Source organism: Streptomyces sp. NBC_01537 (genome assembly GCF_045040445.1).
Lineage (GTDB): Bacteria > Actinomycetota > Actinomycetes > Streptomycetales > Streptomycetaceae > Actinacidiphila.
In genome coordinates this window covers 316,783-333,262 of sequence record NZ_CP109392.1, presented here as the reverse complement: position 1 = coordinate 333,262, position 16,480 = coordinate 316,783, and the positions used below count along the sequence as shown (strand labels likewise).

Below are 16,480 nucleotides of genomic sequence, written 5' to 3'. Positions count from 1 at the left end.
AGTTTGGGGCCGCCCGGCTGGCATACCTGTCATCACAACACCGGAGATCACGCAATGACTGCTCAGCAGCCCATCGCCTACGACGCGTTTGTCGAACTCGCCGCCGCTGATCCAGCTGTCGTCGGCCTTGTCCTCAAGGGTTCCCGAGCCCACGAGGGCATGACCACCGAGCACTCCGACCACGACCTGTACGTCGTCCTCGCCGATGGCGCAACGACGGCCCTCACCCGGTTTGCGGGGCAGCGCACCGCAGAACTCGACCTCGTCGTCCTCTCCCTCGACGAGTTCCGTGCCGCCGGAATGCCCGGCTTCGAGCGATACGCCCTCGCCCACGCCCGGATCGTGCTCGACATGCTCGACGGAGGCATCGGCCAGATCCTGGCCGGCAAGGCACGGCTCGACGCCGATGAAGCCTTCCGGGAGGCGGGCGAGTGGCTCGATGCCTACGCCAACTCCCTCTACCGGTCGGTCAAGAACGACCGCGACGGACATGCGCTCGCGGCCCGACTCGACGCCGCCGACAGCATCCGGTTTCTGCTGGAGTTGCTCTTCGCTCTCGACCGTCGCCCCCGCCCCTACAACAAGTACCTGGAATGGGAGCTTGCCCGATTCCCGCTGCCCTGCTGGGACTCCGGCATGTTGCTCGACGTTGCGGACCGCATCTCAGGAGTGGGCGACGTGTCCACACAACGTCGTCTCTTCGCCCAGGTCGAGGCAGTGGCCCGCCGGGCCGGGCACGGTGCGGTGCTGGACGCATGGGGTGAGGACTTGGACCTGATGCGACCGCAGTAGGAGCGCACCGCGGCAGTACTCGCCTGAGCCTGGCCGTGGACGTGTTCGTCATCGGAGCTGACGGTGAGATGTGCGTGATGGATGTTCCCGCCGGGTGCTCAGACCTGGCAGGCTTCGAGAGCTGGCGAACCTCGGTGTGGGGCTCGGAGAGCGTGCGCGCGCTGGGGGCCCGGTTCTTCCCGACCCTGGCCCGCGGCGACCTCAGCCAGTGCCCTGGTGAGTGGTGCGGGGGCGCAGCGCCGAGGCCGAGCGCGAGGGCTGGCTTGGTGAGATCGAAGGACTCCAGGTCAGCCTCGCCGGTGCCGAGGACAAGCTCGCCCAGCTGGACGCCGGGCAAGCACGTACCCGCAGGGCCGTCGACGTCGGCATGCCCGCCTCTCCTCGCACCACCGGCCGCAGCAACGCTGTTGCTAAGCCCTGATGTGCTGGGGGAGGGTACGGAGCTGATGTCAGGGAAGGTGGGGCGGCAACTGCCCGGCCATGGTCTTGACGCAACCGCACGTGGCACACGCAGGCTAGCGGTTCGTGCTGGAGGGCTCGCCGAGAGCTGCGCGCACCCAATCGTGAGCAGTACCGGGATCGAGGGCGGCGAGAAACTCGGTGAGTGAGCCGTCCCAGCTACGCCTTGCACGGTCGGCGACTGCCGCGACGACCGTCTGCCGCGTGTCCGGGTCCTTACAACGAACCAGCGCGATAGCCGCGTGCGGGCCGGCCTCCGCGAGGATCTCGTGGGCCCGGTGCGCATCCGACCCGACGTGCCTTTGACGCACTTCAACGACGTGGGCCTCGCCCTTTGCCCCTTTCCATATCGAGAGCAGTCCCATGAGCCCGACCGTCCAGGCGAGGGAGACAGAGATCAGGGCGTACACGAAGCCATTGGCCGTCAGCACGCGGGACTGTGTCAGCTTCAGTGACCCGTCGGTGGTGCCGGTGATCACGACAGCAGTCGTCCCGTCCTTGCGGGCCTTCCTGCGAAAACCCCGCCCGAGCGACGCCACCATGTGTTCGGCGCGACGGTAGCCATCGAAGCTGGCGATGACGACCGATTCCTGCCCGGATTCCGAGACCTGACAACCGGGCACGACCAGGCCTGCCCGGGTGCGGCCTATTGCTCCATACCAGCTCATATCTGGCGCTGGTGCAGCTGTAAAGTGCAGCAACAGCGTCGAACAGCATTGACCCCATTGAACCCGTCTGGGTCTTTGACCTGCATGGATGGTCTTCGTGAACCGCCGGGCATCCCCGCTCCTGGCCTGTTCCGCGCGGACGACACCGGCGCAGGCCGGCCATCTTGTCGAACGCACCGAAGGAGTCGCCGCGTGACCAGCCACGACGCCGACAGGCAGTCCGCCCCGGACGAGCACCGGCGATTCGCCCACTATCTGCAAGACCTGGCCGTCGTGCGCGACGAGGACGAAGCCGACCTGGTGGCCACCGTCCTGCGCGACCCGGACGCGACAATGGCGCAATCCGCGGTGGTCCGCCATGTGGACGACCGGGCAGCACAACTGCTTCCGCTTTCCGGCGGGCAATTCGAAGTCTGGGCCCGCGCCATGGCCACGGAGACAGGCCATCTGGACTTCCTCACCCGCCGCCTGCACGAATGGAACCTGCTGAGATCGATCACCATGGATAAACCGTGGGCGGCCAAGGAGGTCACCACCGCATCCGACTGGTTCCAGCGCAAAGCCGCCGAGACCGTGACCTCATCCGCCGTCCTCACTCTGCTCGCGGCTGCTGGAAGAACACGCCGCATCCGCGCTGCCGCCGGCCATCGGCTGCATCGGTGAGATCAACGGCTCGCCTGGCTTGATCCACAGGTTTGACGGACTGGTCCCGACCCCTCTCAGTCCTCCGCTGCTGTGCTCGGGGCAAGGAGCATGTGCGCACCGATCCGTACGGCGTCCCAGTCAGTACCCGGGTCGCGGTCCCGTGCACGCTGCAGCCAGGTCGCGCGGTCCCGGTGCTCACGGCGCAACTGCTCTACGTCCAACTCGACACCGGGTACTGGATCCGACGACTCTTCCAGCTCGCTGATGCGCTGGTCCATAGCGGCGAACAGCGCCCGGTCGAGTTCGATCACCGCCGCGAGGAACTCGTTCGTCGCCATGGTCACCTGACCCGACTGCGGACCGGCGAACTCGATCACGCCCTCCGGGTCCGCCTGATGCTCCCACGTGACGTTCACGGTGTCGTCCTCACCGATGACGGTGCGCCAGAAGCGGACGTGCGGGGCGATTCTCAGGTAACTGGTGTAAAGGTAGCCCGCGCTGTGCCAGGTCATTACGGCCTCGGCCTCTGGCGCATCCAGCCAGACCCAGTCCGGCGAGGTGTCGGCCGCAAGATCCACCAAGTCCTGTGGCACCGGTTCCATCGCGTCCGACACGAGCGCGATCATGTCCTCCCACAGGCGGACGACGTAGTAGTCCACATACGGGTGTGGTTGCCTACCGTCACTGTCGCTCCGTAGTTCCTGGACAGTGCGCTCCGAGTAGCGCAGCACTTCATGGCCGTCGAGGTCGATGCAGTACCAGCCGTCTGTCAGCGCGAACCAGTGCAATACAGGATGCCCGGCACCCCACGGTATGACCTTCTCCAACGGAGTCAGTCCGAAGCGGAAACGAATCGCTGGGTCAGTGTGGATCACTGATCCAGTGTCGCAGTTCGATCACCCGACCGTGATCCCAGGCGAAGTCCAGGGTGATGATCAGCAGTGCGGCGCGGGCGATTCTGACTGGCGTCGGTCCCGGGACTCCCACAGCCGGGTGAACTCTTCGTTTGCGTCGAGGAGCTCGGCTACCAGCTCGGCCACCTCCGGATCGACGGCGGCGCGCGGGCCTGACGTGAATCATGGTGGTCAGCCCGCCACGGGAGCGGCCGAGACCCTCGCCTGCCGCACCGCCTTCTCCAGCATGAGCCGCAGACTCAGGAGACGCGCCCTAGGGCCTGTCCGGGCGATCATGAACGGCCCCTCCGCCGCCTGGCACGGCACCTCGCCGCGTTGCCGAAACGCCCACAGGAAACCACCCTGCGGGCATTCCGGCGCCTTGCGATGCACCGCACCAGACGACGCCTGGACCGCCCATGATCGCCCGGACAGGCCCTAGTGGAGGCGCAGTCCATCGAGGAGGAGTTCGACCACGCGACGGGCGTCGTACCGGGGGTCCTTGTCCGCGCCGATGCAGAGGTTGCCGACGCCACGCATCAGTTCGAGGGCCCCGATGTCGGAGCGGATCTCGCCTGCCCTGGCGGAGGCGTCGAGCAGTTCGGCGCAGACGGGCATGAGGCGGTCGATGAAATAGGCGTGCAGGGTCGCGAAGGTGGCGTCGTCGGACTGCAGAGCCTCGGCGAGGCCGTGCTTGGTGACCAAGAAGTCGACGAAGAGATCGATCCACCGCGCCAGGGCGACGTGCGGTGAGTCGCTGTTCGCCAGCAAGGCCGGGCCCGCTTCGACGCATGCCTCGACCTGGTGCCGGTAGACGGCGACGATGAGATCGGCCCGCGTCGGGAAGTGGCGGTAGATCGTGCCGACGCCGACACCTGCTTTGGCGGCGATGTCGCGCACGGGCGCATCGACACCGGAAGCGATGAACGCCGCAGCGGCCGCTTCCAGCAGTGTCTGCTCGTTGCGCCGGGCGTCGGCCCGCTTCCGGGGAGCTGACGATTCTGATCCGCTGCCGATGCCGGCCACTGTGCCATTTCCTCCGTCATTCATCTTGCTAAACGGAACGCGGTTCCGTATCGTCGGTAACGGAACACGGATCCGCTTGTTCATAGTGCCAGAACTGGCGTCCTGGGACCAGGCCATGCCTCGCCGCTCACGTTACTTCTCAAGGAGAACCCGATGCGCCACGCCGATGGAGTCGCCGGCACGCCCATTCCTGTCATCTCGGTACGCCCGGTGGTGTTGCCCGCCCCGGGCCGCGGCGAGGACCTGCAGGTACGGGTGTCGGCCCCGGTGACCGGCGACGAACTGCCCGTCGTCGTCTTCTCGCACGGCTTCGGCGAGTCGATGGACGGCTACGCCCCGCTGGTCGACTGCTGGGCGGCCCGCGGTTTCGTGGTCGTTCAGCCCACCCACCTCGACTCGCGGACGCTGAACGTCACGCCCGACGATCCCCGTTACCCGGAGATATGGCGCTTCCGGGTCGAGGACCTGACGCGCATCGTCGACCAGCTGGACCTCATCGAAGCCGCCGTTCCCGGCCTCGCGGGGCGCCTCGACCGTAGCCGCATCGCCGCGGCCGGGCACTCCTGGGGTGGCCAGACGGCGAGCATGCTGCTGGGCGCGCGGGTCCTCGATGCCGAGGGCGTCCCGGGCGCGGACTTGTCCGACCCGCGGATCAAGGCCGGTGTGCTGTTTGCCGTGCCGGGCACGGGCGGCGCCGACCTGACGCCGTTCGCCGCCGAGCATTTCTCCTTCATGAGCCCGGGCTTCGCGGAGATGACGACGCCGGCCCTGGTGGTCGCGGGGGACAAGGACCAGTCCGCCCTGAGCGTCCGGGGGCCGGAGTGGTTCACGGATGCGTACTTCCTGAGCCCGGGGACCAAGAGCCTGCTGTCCCTGTTCGGGGCAGAGCACTCGCTGGGCGGGATCTCCGGATACACCAGCACGGAGACGACGGACGAGAGCCCCGAACGGGTCGCCCTGATCCAGCGGCTCACGTGGGCCTTCCTCCGCAGTGCGCTCCATCCCGCGGACACCGGCTGGTCGGCGGCGAGCGCCGGGCTGGCTGCGAGCACCGATCCGCTGGGCCGTATCGAATCCAAGTGACGCTCGGGAAGAAGCACGCTGCCCGCCCTTCAGGGGCGGTCTGCCGACCTCCGGCCACCAGAAAGGACCCACGGGCCCCATGCCAAGCTTCGGAATCATGACCGCCCCCATGCAGGTTGGCTACCACGACATCCTGCGGGTGTGGCAGGAAGCGGACGCCATTCCCGAGATCGAGCACGTGTGGCTGTTCGACCACCTCATGCCGATCGGCGGCGACCCGGACGGACCGGCCCACGAAGGCTGGACGCTGCTCTCGGCCCTCGCCGCCCAGACCCGAGGGCTGCGTGTCGGCCTGCTCGTGACCAGCAACCGCTTCCGGCCGCCCGCGATGCTGGCCAAGATCGCCGCGACCGTCGACGTCGTCTCCGGCGGGCGGCTCGACTTCGGTATAGGCGCAGGCTCACGTCCCGACCACCCGCTGGCCCGGCGCGAGTACGAGGCACACGGCCTGCCCTTCCACGACTTCGCCCACTCGGTGGGGAGCCTCGCCGAGGCGTGCACCGTCATCCGGCGGCTGTGGACCGAGACCGAGCCGTTCGACTTCGACGGCACCTACGTCCAGCTCACCAGGGCGTTCTGCAACCCCAAGCCGGTCCAGCGCCCCTGCCCGCCGATCCTGATCGGCGGACGCTCGTCTGTGACGCTGCGTGTGGTTGCCGAGCACGCCGACTTGTGGAACATCCCCGGCGGAGACATCGACGACGCCGTCCGCCGCAGCGCGCTGCTGGACCGGTACTGCGCCGAGATCGGTCGCGACCCCGCCTCGATCACCCGCTCGATACACCTGCCGGTCTCCTACGACCGGCCCCAGAACACCCGGGACGCGATCGGCAAGGCAGTCGCCGCCGGCTTCCAGCACATCGTCCTCGGGCTGTCGGAGCCCTACCCCGCCAACGTCGCGCGGTGGGTCGCAGACGAGCTCGTCACCGTGTCGGTCTAGGGCGCTCGCTGGAAGTTCCGGAGTGGCGCGAGGCCGTCGAACACGATGGCGAGCGTGGCAATGAGCAGGGCGTACACCTCGGGCAGTTCGACGTCATTCCGGACGGCGCCGGCGCGCTGGGCATGCCGAAGCAGAGCACCACGGCTCGACGCAGCCCGTCCGATGCACGAGCGGCGTCGCCCGCCCCGGCCGTGTTCCCGGCCGTCGTATACCAAAGCGACACCGCTCATGCGGGTGACCTGGGCACATTGGGCACCGTCATGACTTTGCCTGGCACGGTGATGCATGCCGCCCGTGCTCGTTGACACGGCAACGGCCGGACGTCTCCGCGCGCGGGCACGTCCGGGATCCACGACGAGAGTAGGTGCGCATGAACGTCAGTGCCCACATGGAGGCCGTCTACGCCGAGGTCTGCCGGCGCAATCCCGGCGAGGCGGAGTTCCACCAGGCGGTGGGAGAGGTGCTGCACACGCTGGTGCCGGCACTGCAGGCACATCCGGAGTACGCCGAGGCGTGCATCGCCGAGCGTGTGTGCGAGCCGGAGCGGCAGGTCATCTTCCGGGTGCCGTGGGTGGACGACGAGGGCCGGGTGCGCGTCAACCGGGGCTTCCGGGTGGAATTCAGCAGTGCGCTCGGCCCGTACAAGGGGGGCCTGCGGTTCCACCCGAGCGTCAATCTGGGCATCGTGAAGTTCCTCGGCTTCGAGCAGATCTTCAAGAACGCACTGACGGGCCAGGCCATCGGCGGCGGCAAGGGCGGCGCCGACTTCGACCCCAAGGGGCGCTCGCAGGGCGAGGTGATGCGGTTCTGCCAGTCCTTCATGACCGAGCTCCACCGCCACCTGGGCGAGCACACCGACGTACCGGCCGGCGACATCGGCGTCGGGGGCCGGGAGATCGGATACCTCTTCGGTCAGTACAAGAGGATCACCAACCGTTTCGAGGCGGGCGTGCTGACGGGCAAGGGCATCGGCTGGGGCGGCTCGCACGTCCGCACCGAGGCCACCGGCTACGGAGCCGTGTACTTCGCCGACCAGATGCTGGGCACCCGCGGCCAGGGCTTCGACGGCCGCAAGGTGGTGGTCTCCGGCTCCGGCAACGTCGCCGTCTACGCGATCGAGAAGGTCCACGCCCTCGGCGGCACGGTGGTCGCCTGCTCGGACTCGACCGGGTACGTCGTCGACGACAGCGGCATCGACCTGGAACTGCTGAAGACCGTCAAGGAGGTCCGCCGGGCACGGCTGTCGGCGTACGCCGAGGCCAGGCCCTCGGCACGGTACAGCGAACGGGGCTCGGTGTACGACGTGCCCTGCGACATCGCCCTGCCCTGCGCCACGCAGAACGAACTCGGCGGCCAGGAAGCCGGCACGCTGGTCAAGAACGGCGTCCTGGCCGTCGCCGAGGGCGCGAACATGCCCTGCACCCCGGAGGCCGTCGAGATCTTCCGCGAGGCCGGCGTCCTGTTCGGCCCGGGCAAGGCCGCCAACGCCGGCGGGGTCGCCACCTCCGCGCTGGAGATGCAGCAGAACGCCTCTCGCGCCAGGTGGACCTTCGAAGAGACCGAGGACCGCCTCGCCGCGGTCATGCGGGACGTCCATGCCCGGTGCCGCGCCACCGCCGAGACCTACGGCGGTACTCCGGACGACTACGTCCTGGGAGCCAACATCACCGGCTTCCTGCGCGTGGCGGAAGCGATGGAGGCACAGGGCGTCGTCTGAGCGGCGGGCGGGCCCACTGCCGTGGAGTGAGGCCGCCGGTGCGCGTCGCCGCGCACCGGCGGTCCCTGGCCCGGGTCGGCGTCGGGGCAGGTGAGGCCGGGCAGGCCGGTCCGTGGTCAGATGGAAGTCGGGACCGACCCCACAGGCCGAGGAGACCGACATGGCTCATCCGTTCCACGGTCTGCCGGGGGTGTCCGGCGGGCGGATCCGGAGGGCCGGAACATGAGCAGCGGCGCCTGGACCGGTGTGGCGGTGGCGGGTGTCGTTGCCGCGTACGCCCTGGGCTCGCGTCGGCTGTCCACGACGCCGCTGTCGTCCGGGATCGTGTTCGTCGGCTCCGGGATCCTCCTCGGGCCGGCCGTGCTCGACACCGTCGACCTGGAGCACGACGCCGGGCCGATCACCGCGCTTCTCGAAGCCACCCTGACGCTTGTCCTGTTCACCGATGCCATGACGGTCCGCAGACGGGACCTGCGGACCGGCGGCTTTCTGCCCGGCCGTCTACTGGGCATCGGACTGCTGCTGAGCATCGGGGCGGGCTGGCTGCTCGCCTGGCCCCTGCTGCCGGGGCTGACGCTCTGGGAGCTCGCGCTCGTCGGCGCCATCCTCGCCCCCACCGACGCCGCGCTCGGGAAGTCGGCCATCTCCGATCCCCGGGTCCCGGCGCTGGTACGTCATGGGCTGAATGTCGAAAGCGGCCTGAACGACGGCATGGTCCTGCCGTTCTTCGTCCTGTTCCTGGCAGCCATCCCGGGGACGCACTATGCGGACGAGGGCGCGGCGGGTGTCTTCTGGCGCGCACTCCTGCTGAGCACCGCGCTGGGTCTGCTGGTCGGTGGGCTCGGGGGCCGGCTGCTGCAGTGGTCCCGGGCCAGGGGATGGGTGACGGGTGAGTGGTGGCAGGTCTACCCGCTGGCCCTCGCGGCGGCTTCGTACGAACTCGCCGTCGTGACGGACGGCAGTGGCTTCATCGCCGCCTGGGTCGCCGGATTCGCCTTCGGGTTCGCTCTGCGCCGTTACCGTGCCGGCGGCGAGAAGGAGAGCCCGGATCGCACGGCCGACTTCACCGAGAACCTGGGAGGACTCCTGGCGTCCGTCAGCCTTCTGGTCTTCGGGGCGGTGCTGCTAGGCCCCGCGCTGGAGCACCTGAGCTGGCGGATCATCCTGTACGCGGTGCTCAGCCTCACCGTCGTCAGGATGCTGCCGGTGGCCCTCGCGCTCGCCGGGAGCAGGCTGCGACCGCCCACGGTGGCGTACATCGGGTGGTTCGGGCCGCGCGGTCTCGCGTCCGTCGTTCTGGCACTGCTCGTGGTGGAGGAACACGTCCAGGGGGTGGAACTGCTGGGCAGGGTGGTCGCGGTCACCGTCGGGCTCAGCGTCCTGCTGCACGGCGTCTCGGCCGTGTCCCTCGCCGGGCGGTACGGCCGCTGGCACGAGCGGGCCGCTGCCACCTCCCGTGACCTGCGCGAAGGTACGTCCGTACCCGAGAGGTGAGTCCGCGCCACGCGTACGGACCCGGCCCGCTCCCAGGAGGCGGGAGGCCTCCTGGGAGCGGGCGGACCGGACGCTCAGGAAATGGCTGCCCAGGCCAAGGGCTCCAGCTCGTCGAACTTGGTGCGCAGGACGGTGTGGGCGGCACCGTCCGAGGAGGCGATGGCCAGGATGATCTCAAGGACGTGCAGTGCGTGGCGGGCGGTCAGCCGTGGGCTCGTTCCATGGCGCACGGCGTCCGCCATGTCCGCGATGCCACGGGCGAAGTCCATGTCGTGCCCGTTGTAACGCTCGTAGCGGAAGGGGTAGTCCGCCGGGCGGGCCAGGGGGAGTGGGCGTGGTTCGGTCAGGTACTGGGGCGAGGCGGCGGTCATGGTGACCCGCTTGCGGAGGTCGACCTGCGCGCCGTAGTCCCAGCACTCCGAGACGGACAGCACTCCGTCGTCGCCCACGATCTGCAGTGAATGGTCGTGGGGAGCGATCGTGCTGCAGGTGAGCCGGGCGACGACACCGCAGTGGAAACGGATGCAGGCGCACGTGAAGTCCGTGGCGAACCCGGAGGAGGGCCCGGTCCCCGGGAGCTTGTCGGGCTGGATCAGGCGGCCGTACGACATGACTTCGGAGGCCGGGCCGAAGAAGGCCGTGAGCCAGGTCAGGTAGTAGCCGGCATGCTCCAGGGTGGGGCCGACCCGGAACTCGTCCTCGGAGGGCCAGGGCGCTCCGGATGCGCTGGCCCAGGCCCGGTGGTTCATCTGGTGGACCGCCCCGTCGTCGAGTTCGGCGTAGACGAGGCGCGGTTGCCCGATGGCGTCCTGCCGGAGGGCCTGCCAGAGGGTCTGCGCGGTTTCGCTCAGCAGGGAGCAGGGGGCGGAGGACAGGGTGAGGTTCCGGCGTTCGGCGAGTTCGACCAGTTCGGTGGCCTGCCGCAGGTCCTCGGCGAAGGGTTTCTCGGAGTAGACGTGCTTTCCCGCCTCCAGGCAGCGGCGGGAGATTTCGTAGTGACTGCGCGGGTTCGTCAGATTGACGGCGATGGTCACCGTGTCGTCCGCGAGAAGCTCGTCGAGGGTTGCGTACGTCCGGACGCCGTAGTGGGCCGAGAACCGCTCGGACCGGTCGCTGTCGCAGTCGTGGACACCGCGCAGGGACAGGTGCGGGTGGTTGGGGAGCGTTGCCATGTAGAAGTCGGCGACATAACCGCAGCCGATGAAGGCGATTCCGGTCGTTTCGGAGGCGAGATCGTCCATGCGTGCGCTACCTGTTCTGTGTGCCCGAGGGATGCGAGAGATGCGAGGGTGCGCCGTGGGCGGTCTTCTCCCACGTGTACGGGGCGCGGATGAGCTGGAGGAGCCCGCGCCACCCGGCGTAGGCGTGCAGCAGCCAGTACAGGGGCACCAGGGCAGCCGTCCACCACGAGATACGGCGCCGGTAGGCCGCAAGGAGCATGGCCGATGCCATGATCGCGGCGCTGGTCCACATGGCGGCTGACGCGAGGCCGGCGGTGCGCGCGGTGAGCCCGTCCACGTGGATGCCCGTCGTGCCGGCCAGCGCCAGCAGGAAGGCACAGGGCCAGAACATGAAGATGACGGGTGTGCCGAGGACGATGCCGAGCAGCGACACCATGCCGGCCACGCCGAACTGCCGGACCGCGGCGAGGGGCCGTCGGGTGTACACCAGCGCGGTGAGCAGATAGCCCTTCAGCCAGCGGGTGCGCTGCATGGTCCAGGCCCAGGGCTGTGAGGGGCACTCCTCCCAGGTCGTGGAGTCGGCTATCTCGACCCGGTGTCCGGTCGATGCCAGCCGCAGGCCGAGGTCGGCGTCCTCGGTGACGTTCCAGGCGTCCCAGCCGCCCACCCGACGCAGGATGGCGGTACGCAGGTGGTTGCTCGTACCGCCGAGCGGGATCGGCAGCTTCAGCCGCGCCATGCCGGGCAGCATCAGGTCGAACCAGAACGCGTACTCCAGGCTGAACAGGCGGGTCAGCGGATTGCGGGCCTCGTTGTAGTAGTTGAGCTTCGCCTGGACGCAGGCGAGCCGGTCGCCGCCGGCTGCGAACTGCCGCGCGACCTTGCGTAACTGGTCGCGCTCCGGCCGGTCCTCGGCGTCGAAGATCACCAGGAGTTCGCCCCGGGCCAGCATGAGCCCGAGGTTGCAGGACCGCGGTTTGGTCTGCGGCAGCCCGGGAGCCAGCGGGACGATGCGGATGAAGTCCGGGGGGTTCACCGCTCGTACGGCCCGGGCGGTCGCTTCGTCGCGCCGCTCCACCAGGACGAGGACTTCGAGCTTGTCCTTGGGGTAGTCCAGGTCCGCGAGCCAGCGGACGGTGTCCCCGATGACGGCTTCCTCCTGGTAGGCCGGGACCAGGATCGTGTAGGTGGGGAGTTCGTGGTCGGCCGGTTCGGGTGTCTGCGCGGCCTGCGGCGTCCTCTTGGAGGGCACCACGGCGAGGAACACCTTGAAGAGCAGGCCGAGGCAGAAGAGGAAGGAGACGGCGGTCATGACCAGGTTGAGGTCTCCCGCCAGGAGCGTGCCGGCGACCGCGAGGACGATGGCGTACGCCGCGCTCTTCTGCCACGTCCGGATGCCGGTGCGGGCGGCGAATGCGGGGGAGCGCCGGGTGAAGGCGTTGGCCATGTCGTCGGCGACCTCGTCCAGCCGCATGTCGAGGACGAGTTCCTGGATCTCGCGCCGGGCGGCCCGCAGGAACAGCAGTTCCTCACCCGGGAACCACTTCCTGGGAGCGGACGGGGCGATGGCTCCGTCCGGGGAACCGTCCGCGGTGGCGATCAGGACTCCGTCGGCGGTGCGGCGGATCGGAATCCAGTCCCCGGTGAGCATTTCCTCGGCCGGGATGTGGAGGGAACATGTGGGGTCGACGCCGTTGTCGCCCAGAGCGGTGGGATGACCGGAAGCTGGGCCGGCCACGATGGGCTTCATGAGTGCTGCCTCATCCGTTTCTGGGTAGGTTCCAGGGCCCGGAGGCCCGGGCGTCACACGGATTTCTGGTACGTGCGGAAGCACCGCAGGGACAGCAGGACCGCCAGCGCGGCGAGGGCCGCGAGACCGCCGCAGCGGGTGAGGACGGTCCACCGGTCGGGGGCGTCGCCGAGGGCCGTACGCCCCGCCGTCAGGGCCCAGTTGACCGGGTTGAACACCGCGATGTCGCACATCCAGCGCGGCATCAGGTTCCATGACATGAACGCCGACGACAGGAAGGTGAGCGGCAGCAGGAGGAAGGTGTTGAGCGCGATGATGGTCTCGCGCCGCCGGACCAGCAGCCCGAAGGTGTTGGACAGGGCGCTGAAGATCACACCGAGCAGCACCGCCGCCGTGATCAGGACAGCCAGCCCCGCGGCCCCTCCCGGGTACTGGGCACCGCCTGCCCGGCCCAGCGCCACGATGATGAGTGACTGGACGACGGTGCTGAGCGCGTACTCCACGACCGCGCAGTTCATGATGGCGCTGCGGCTGACCGGTGTGATCAGGAAGCGGTTGAAGGTCCCGCGTTCGATCTCCTCCAGCGCTCCCATGCCCGCCCAGGAGTTGAACGACAGGGCGTTCATCACCACGATGCCCGGCACGAGGTAGTCCAGATACGAGGAGGCCCCGAACCCCGGCAGCTCGACGATCTTCTTGAACAGGCTCCCGAACAGGAAGAGCCAGATGACCGGCTGGACCAGCGTGATGACGAGATATCCGGGCTGGTGGACCACCACCTTCAGCCGGCGGTGCGTCATCCACACCGTGTCCATGAGCAGGCCGTTCACCGCGCGGCCCCCACGGTCTCGAGGCCGCCGGCGGGTTCGGTGAGGAGGGACCGGCGGCCCACGTGGCGCAGGTACACGTCGTCCATCGAGGGCCGGGCGATGGTGACGGCGGCGACCTCCAGTCCGGCCCGGCCGAGGGCGGCCAGTGCCGGCGGAACGGCGGCCGCCCCCTCGTCGGCGCGGGCGCTCAGCCGCCGGCCGTCGACCGAGATCTCCCTCAGGCCCGGCAGGGTCGCGAGCGCGTGGCGCGCGAGCTGTTCCTCCCCGGCGTCGGGCGTGGACCGCAGTTCGATGCGTACGGCGTCACCGCGCAGCTCGCCCTTCAGCTCCTCCGGCGTGCCCGTGACGACGATCCGCCCCTGGTCGACGATGGCCAGCCGGTGGGCGAGCCGGTCGATCTCCTCCAGGTGGTGGGTGGTCAGCAGGATGGTCAGCGCGTGATCGCTGACGAGCCGTTCGATCTCGTCCCACATCGCGGCCCGCGACTCGGGATCCAGCCCGGTCGTCGGCTCGTCGAGGAACAGCACCTGGGGGGTGTGCACCATGCTGAGCGCGACGTCCAGCCGGCGCTGCATACCGCCCGAGTAGGTGCGCACCTCCCGTCCGGCGGCGCGTACGAGATCGAATCTGCCGAGCAGCGCCTCCACCCTGTCGCGCAGCGCGGCACCGCGCAGCCCGTAGAGCCGCCCCTGCAGGATGAGGTTGTCGCGTCCGGTCGTCATCGGGTCCGCGCCGGAACGCTGGGAGACCACGCCGATGGCACGGCGTACGCGGTCGGGATGGCGCAGTGCGTCATGGCCCGCGACCCGCACCGAACCGGAGTCCGGACGGGCCAGGGTGGTCAGGATCTTGATGGTGGTCGACTTGCCCGCGCCGTTGGGCCCGAGGAGCCCGAACACCGTGCCGTGCTCGACGCCGAACGACAGGCCGTCGAGCGCGCGGACACCTCCGGGATAGGTCTTGCGGACATTGTCCGCCTCGATGGCGCGGACCGGCTGTGCTGGGGATGTCATGAACCGCCTCCGTGGGATGGCCGTTACGTAAGTCCGTCACACACGGGCGGTTGCACGGCGCGTGACCGGCATTGGTTCAGACCACTGCGGAGTCGGTTGCACGCGGGAGGCGTGCTCTTCGTCACATCAAGACCCATGCTTGACGCGCCTTTTTGCGGCCAAGCCTCCCGGGGTCTTCGACTGAGAATGCTGTACTCGTTAAATGACAATGTCATTGACAGTTACGAAAACGTCACTCTAGAGTGCCACGGCGAACGGGGGTTGCCTCTTGACGAAAGGTGCACTACGTGATCACGCAATTCGTCAGAACGGCCCGCTGCCTCGTCAAAACGTCGTTAACGGCGGCGTTGGCACTCCTGATCAGCACCTCGACCGCAGAGGTCGCGCATGCCGACGCCGTACCGCGCTCGAACTCATCCGCGGCCAGCCCGACGGTCACCGGACCGGTCACGGGCGGCACCGGTGCGGTCCAACTCCAGGGAACGGCTTTCGATCTGAGCCGGCTCGGCTACGAACAGTCCGAGTACTTCCTGTCCGGGACCGCCGACAGCTACCAGCCGGTCAGCCCCCTGACCGCCGACGGCAAGTGGACAGTGGAGCCGGCGAGCACCGCCGCGTACACCACGCGAATCGTCGTGAACAGGCCGGAGGATCCCAGGCGCTTCAACGGGACCGTGGTGGTCGAATGGCTCAACGTGTCCGGCGGGACGGACGCGGCGGTGGCCTGGGTCCAGACCCACAACGAACTGATCCGTGAGGGCTACGCCTGGGTCGGCGTCTCCGCCCAGGCGGTCGGCGCCAACGCGACAAAGGCGGCGGACCCGGAGCGCTACGCCGCCCTGTCGCACCCCGGAGACAGCTATTCGTATGACATCTTCTCGCAGGCCGGGCAGGCGGTACGCGATTCGGCGCCCACCGTCCTCGGCGGCTTGCGGCCGCGCACCGTACTGGGCTTCGGCGAGTCGCAGTCGGCGTTCCGGCTCACCACGTACGCCGATGCCGTCCAGCCCATCGTGAACGTGTACGACGGCATCCTCCTGGAGAGCCGGGCAGGCTTCTCGGCGGCGCTGTCCCAGGCCCCCCAGGCCGATGTCCCGGTCCCGGACGGCCTCCTGGTGCGCACCGATCTGCGGATACCGGTGCTCACCTTCGAGACCGAGACCGACCTGCTGACGCTCGGCTACCTGGCGGCCCGTCAGCCGGACTCAGAGCACTTCCGCCTCTGGGAGGTCGCGGGAACCGCCCACGGTGACACCTACATCACCCCGGTCGGCCCCAAGGACACGGGTGACGGGCAAGGGGACATCCAGGCGTTCGACACCCTGCTCCACCCGCCCACCACCCCCAATCCCGACTATCCCGTTTTCACGTGCTCCACGCCGATCAACGCCGGCCAGGCGCACTATGTCCTGGAAGCCGCCGTCCACGCGCTGAACCGCTGGGCGACCACGGGAGTGGCGCCGGCGCCCGCGCCGAGGCTCGAGGTCACCTCGGACTCGCCCCCGTCGTTCGTCCTCGACGCCAACGGCAACGTCAAGGGCGGCATCCGCACCCCCTCCGTCGACGCCCCGGTGGCGACCCTGTCGGGCCTCGGCCAGGAAGGCTCCCAGTTCTGCTTCCTGTTCGGCACCACCGTGCCCTTCGACGCCGTGAAACTGGCAGCCCTGTATCCCACCCACCCGCAGTTCCTCTCCCGGTGGGCCACGGCCACCGCACGCGCCACGGCAGCCGGACACATCCGGCCCGCCGACGCCGCTGCCCTCATCGCCGCAGCCGCCGCCTCCACCGTCGGCGGCTGACGCCCGCCAACCGGCGCTCGCCCGGCCCATCCGTCGCGTACGACGATGGGCCGGGACCGGGAGGGCCTCTCGCCGATGAGCGTCCCCGGCCGCTGACGTTGGAAGGCACTCCCGCTCCGCCGTCCGGCACCAGGTGCCGGCAACAGCCGGCCAAGCCGCCAGTGCTGTGACCGTGAGGGCTGCCGGGTAC

General features: G+C 69.1%; 16 protein-coding genes and 1 pseudogene. 8 read left to right on the top strand and 9 right to left on the bottom strand.

The genetic code is table 11. The annotated features are described in order from the left end of the window. Positions 1 to 54 precede the first annotated feature (54 nt). On the top strand, positions 55 to 792 hold the full coding sequence (locus OG607_RS01760) for a hypothetical protein (protein ID WP_405717797.1): 738 nt from the start codon (positions 55 to 57) through the stop codon (positions 790 to 792). Positions 793 to 1,015: 223 nt separating this feature from the next. After that, positions 1,016 to 1,213, top strand: coding sequence for a hypothetical protein (locus OG607_RS01755; protein ID WP_405717795.1), 198 nt, complete (start codon positions 1,016 to 1,018; stop codon positions 1,211 to 1,213). 94 nt (positions 1,214 to 1,307) lie between these two features. On the opposite strand, the gene OG607_RS01750 is transcribed toward OG607_RS01755, so the two are convergent. Beyond that, complete coding sequence (locus OG607_RS01750) at positions 1,308 to 1,919, bottom strand: hypothetical protein (RefSeq protein ID WP_405717793.1); 612 nt, start codon at positions 1,917 to 1,919, stop codon at positions 1,308 to 1,310. Between the two features lie 192 nt (positions 1,920 to 2,111). Between OG607_RS01750 and OG607_RS01745 the strand changes: the two genes are divergently transcribed. Then, positions 2,112 to 2,582, top strand: coding sequence for a hypothetical protein (locus tag OG607_RS01745; protein WP_405717791.1), 471 nt, complete (start codon positions 2,112 to 2,114; stop codon positions 2,580 to 2,582). Positions 2,583 to 2,638: 56 nt separating this feature from the next. Here OG607_RS01745 and OG607_RS01740 read toward each other — a convergent pair whose 3' ends face one another. The 3 genes and pseudogenes from OG607_RS01740 to OG607_RS01730 form a co-directional block, all read right to left on the bottom strand. Next, the gene (locus OG607_RS01740) at positions 2,639 to 3,439 is read right to left on the bottom strand and encodes a DUF5984 family protein (RefSeq protein WP_405717788.1); all 801 of its coding nucleotides are present in this window, start codon (positions 3,437 to 3,439) and stop codon (positions 2,639 to 2,641) included. 163 nt (positions 3,440 to 3,602) lie between these two features. After that, a pseudogene (locus OG607_RS01735) lies at positions 3,603 to 3,710 on the bottom strand (IS5/IS1182 family transposase); the annotation flags it as partial. 185 nt (positions 3,711 to 3,895) lie between these two features. Continuing rightward, positions 3,896 to 4,507, bottom strand: coding sequence for a TetR/AcrR family transcriptional regulator (locus OG607_RS01730; RefSeq protein WP_405717785.1), 612 nt, complete (start codon positions 4,505 to 4,507; stop codon positions 3,896 to 3,898). A 129-nt stretch (positions 4,508 to 4,636) separates the two neighbouring features. Between OG607_RS01730 and OG607_RS01725 the strand changes: the two genes are divergently transcribed. Together OG607_RS01725 and OG607_RS01720 are read left to right on the top strand one after the other, a co-directional pair. After that, positions 4,637 to 5,566: an alpha/beta hydrolase family protein gene (locus OG607_RS01725; RefSeq protein WP_405717782.1), complete on the top strand. Its 930-nt coding sequence runs from the start codon at positions 4,637 to 4,639 to the stop codon at positions 5,564 to 5,566. A gap of 79 nt (positions 5,567 to 5,645) precedes the next feature. Next, complete coding sequence (locus OG607_RS01720) at positions 5,646 to 6,506, top strand: LLM class flavin-dependent oxidoreductase (protein WP_405717780.1); 861 nt, start codon at positions 5,646 to 5,648, stop codon at positions 6,504 to 6,506. Here OG607_RS01720 and OG607_RS01715 read toward each other — a convergent pair. Beyond that, positions 6,503 to 6,736 (bottom strand): hypothetical protein, encoded by a 234-nt coding sequence (locus tag OG607_RS01715; RefSeq protein ID WP_405717777.1) that lies wholly within the window; start codon positions 6,734 to 6,736, stop codon positions 6,503 to 6,505. The genes OG607_RS01720 and OG607_RS01715 overlap by 4 nt on opposite strands. Positions 6,737 to 6,876: 140 nt before the next feature. Here OG607_RS01715 and gdhA point away from each other — a divergent pair, with 140 nt between their 5' ends. Next, positions 6,877 to 8,223: an NADP-specific glutamate dehydrogenase gene (gdhA, locus tag OG607_RS01710; protein WP_405717775.1), complete on the top strand. Its 1,347-nt coding sequence runs from the start codon at positions 6,877 to 6,879 to the stop codon at positions 8,221 to 8,223. Between the two features lie 222 nt (positions 8,224 to 8,445). Then, positions 8,446 to 9,717 (top strand): cation:proton antiporter, encoded by a 1,272-nt coding sequence (locus OG607_RS01705; protein WP_405717773.1) that lies wholly within the window; start codon positions 8,446 to 8,448, stop codon positions 9,715 to 9,717. A 74-nt stretch (positions 9,718 to 9,791) separates the two neighbouring features. Here the strand turns inward: OG607_RS01705 and OG607_RS01700 are convergent, their stop codons facing one another. The 4 genes from OG607_RS01700 to OG607_RS01685 are packed head-to-tail and all read right to left on the bottom strand — an operon-like array spanning position 9,792 to position 14,491. Further along, entirely contained in the window at positions 9,792 to 10,958 is a 1,167-nt protein-coding gene (locus OG607_RS01700) for a Gfo/Idh/MocA family protein (RefSeq protein ID WP_405717770.1), read from the bottom strand. Between the two features lie 7 nt (positions 10,959 to 10,965). Then, entirely contained in the window at positions 10,966 to 12,648 is a 1,683-nt protein-coding gene (locus tag OG607_RS01695) for a glycosyltransferase (RefSeq protein ID WP_405717767.1), read from the bottom strand. Between the two features lie 53 nt (positions 12,649 to 12,701). Further along, positions 12,702 to 13,478 carry an ABC transporter permease gene (locus OG607_RS01690; protein ID WP_405717764.1) on the bottom strand — a complete coding sequence of 259 codons (777 nt, stop codon included), beginning with the start codon at positions 13,476 to 13,478 and terminating at the stop codon, positions 12,702 to 12,704. Next, complete coding sequence (locus OG607_RS01685) at positions 13,475 to 14,491, bottom strand: ATP-binding cassette domain-containing protein (RefSeq protein ID WP_405717761.1); 1,017 nt, start codon at positions 14,489 to 14,491, stop codon at positions 13,475 to 13,477. The genes OG607_RS01690 and OG607_RS01685 overlap by 4 nt, the downstream gene beginning before the upstream one ends. Positions 14,492 to 14,778: 287 nt before the next feature. Between OG607_RS01685 and OG607_RS01680 the strand changes: the two genes are divergently transcribed. Further along, on the top strand, positions 14,779 to 16,290 hold the full coding sequence (locus OG607_RS01680) for an alpha/beta hydrolase domain-containing protein (protein WP_405717758.1): 1,512 nt from the start codon (positions 14,779 to 14,781) through the stop codon (positions 16,288 to 16,290). Positions 16,291 to 16,480 lie beyond the last annotated feature (190 nt).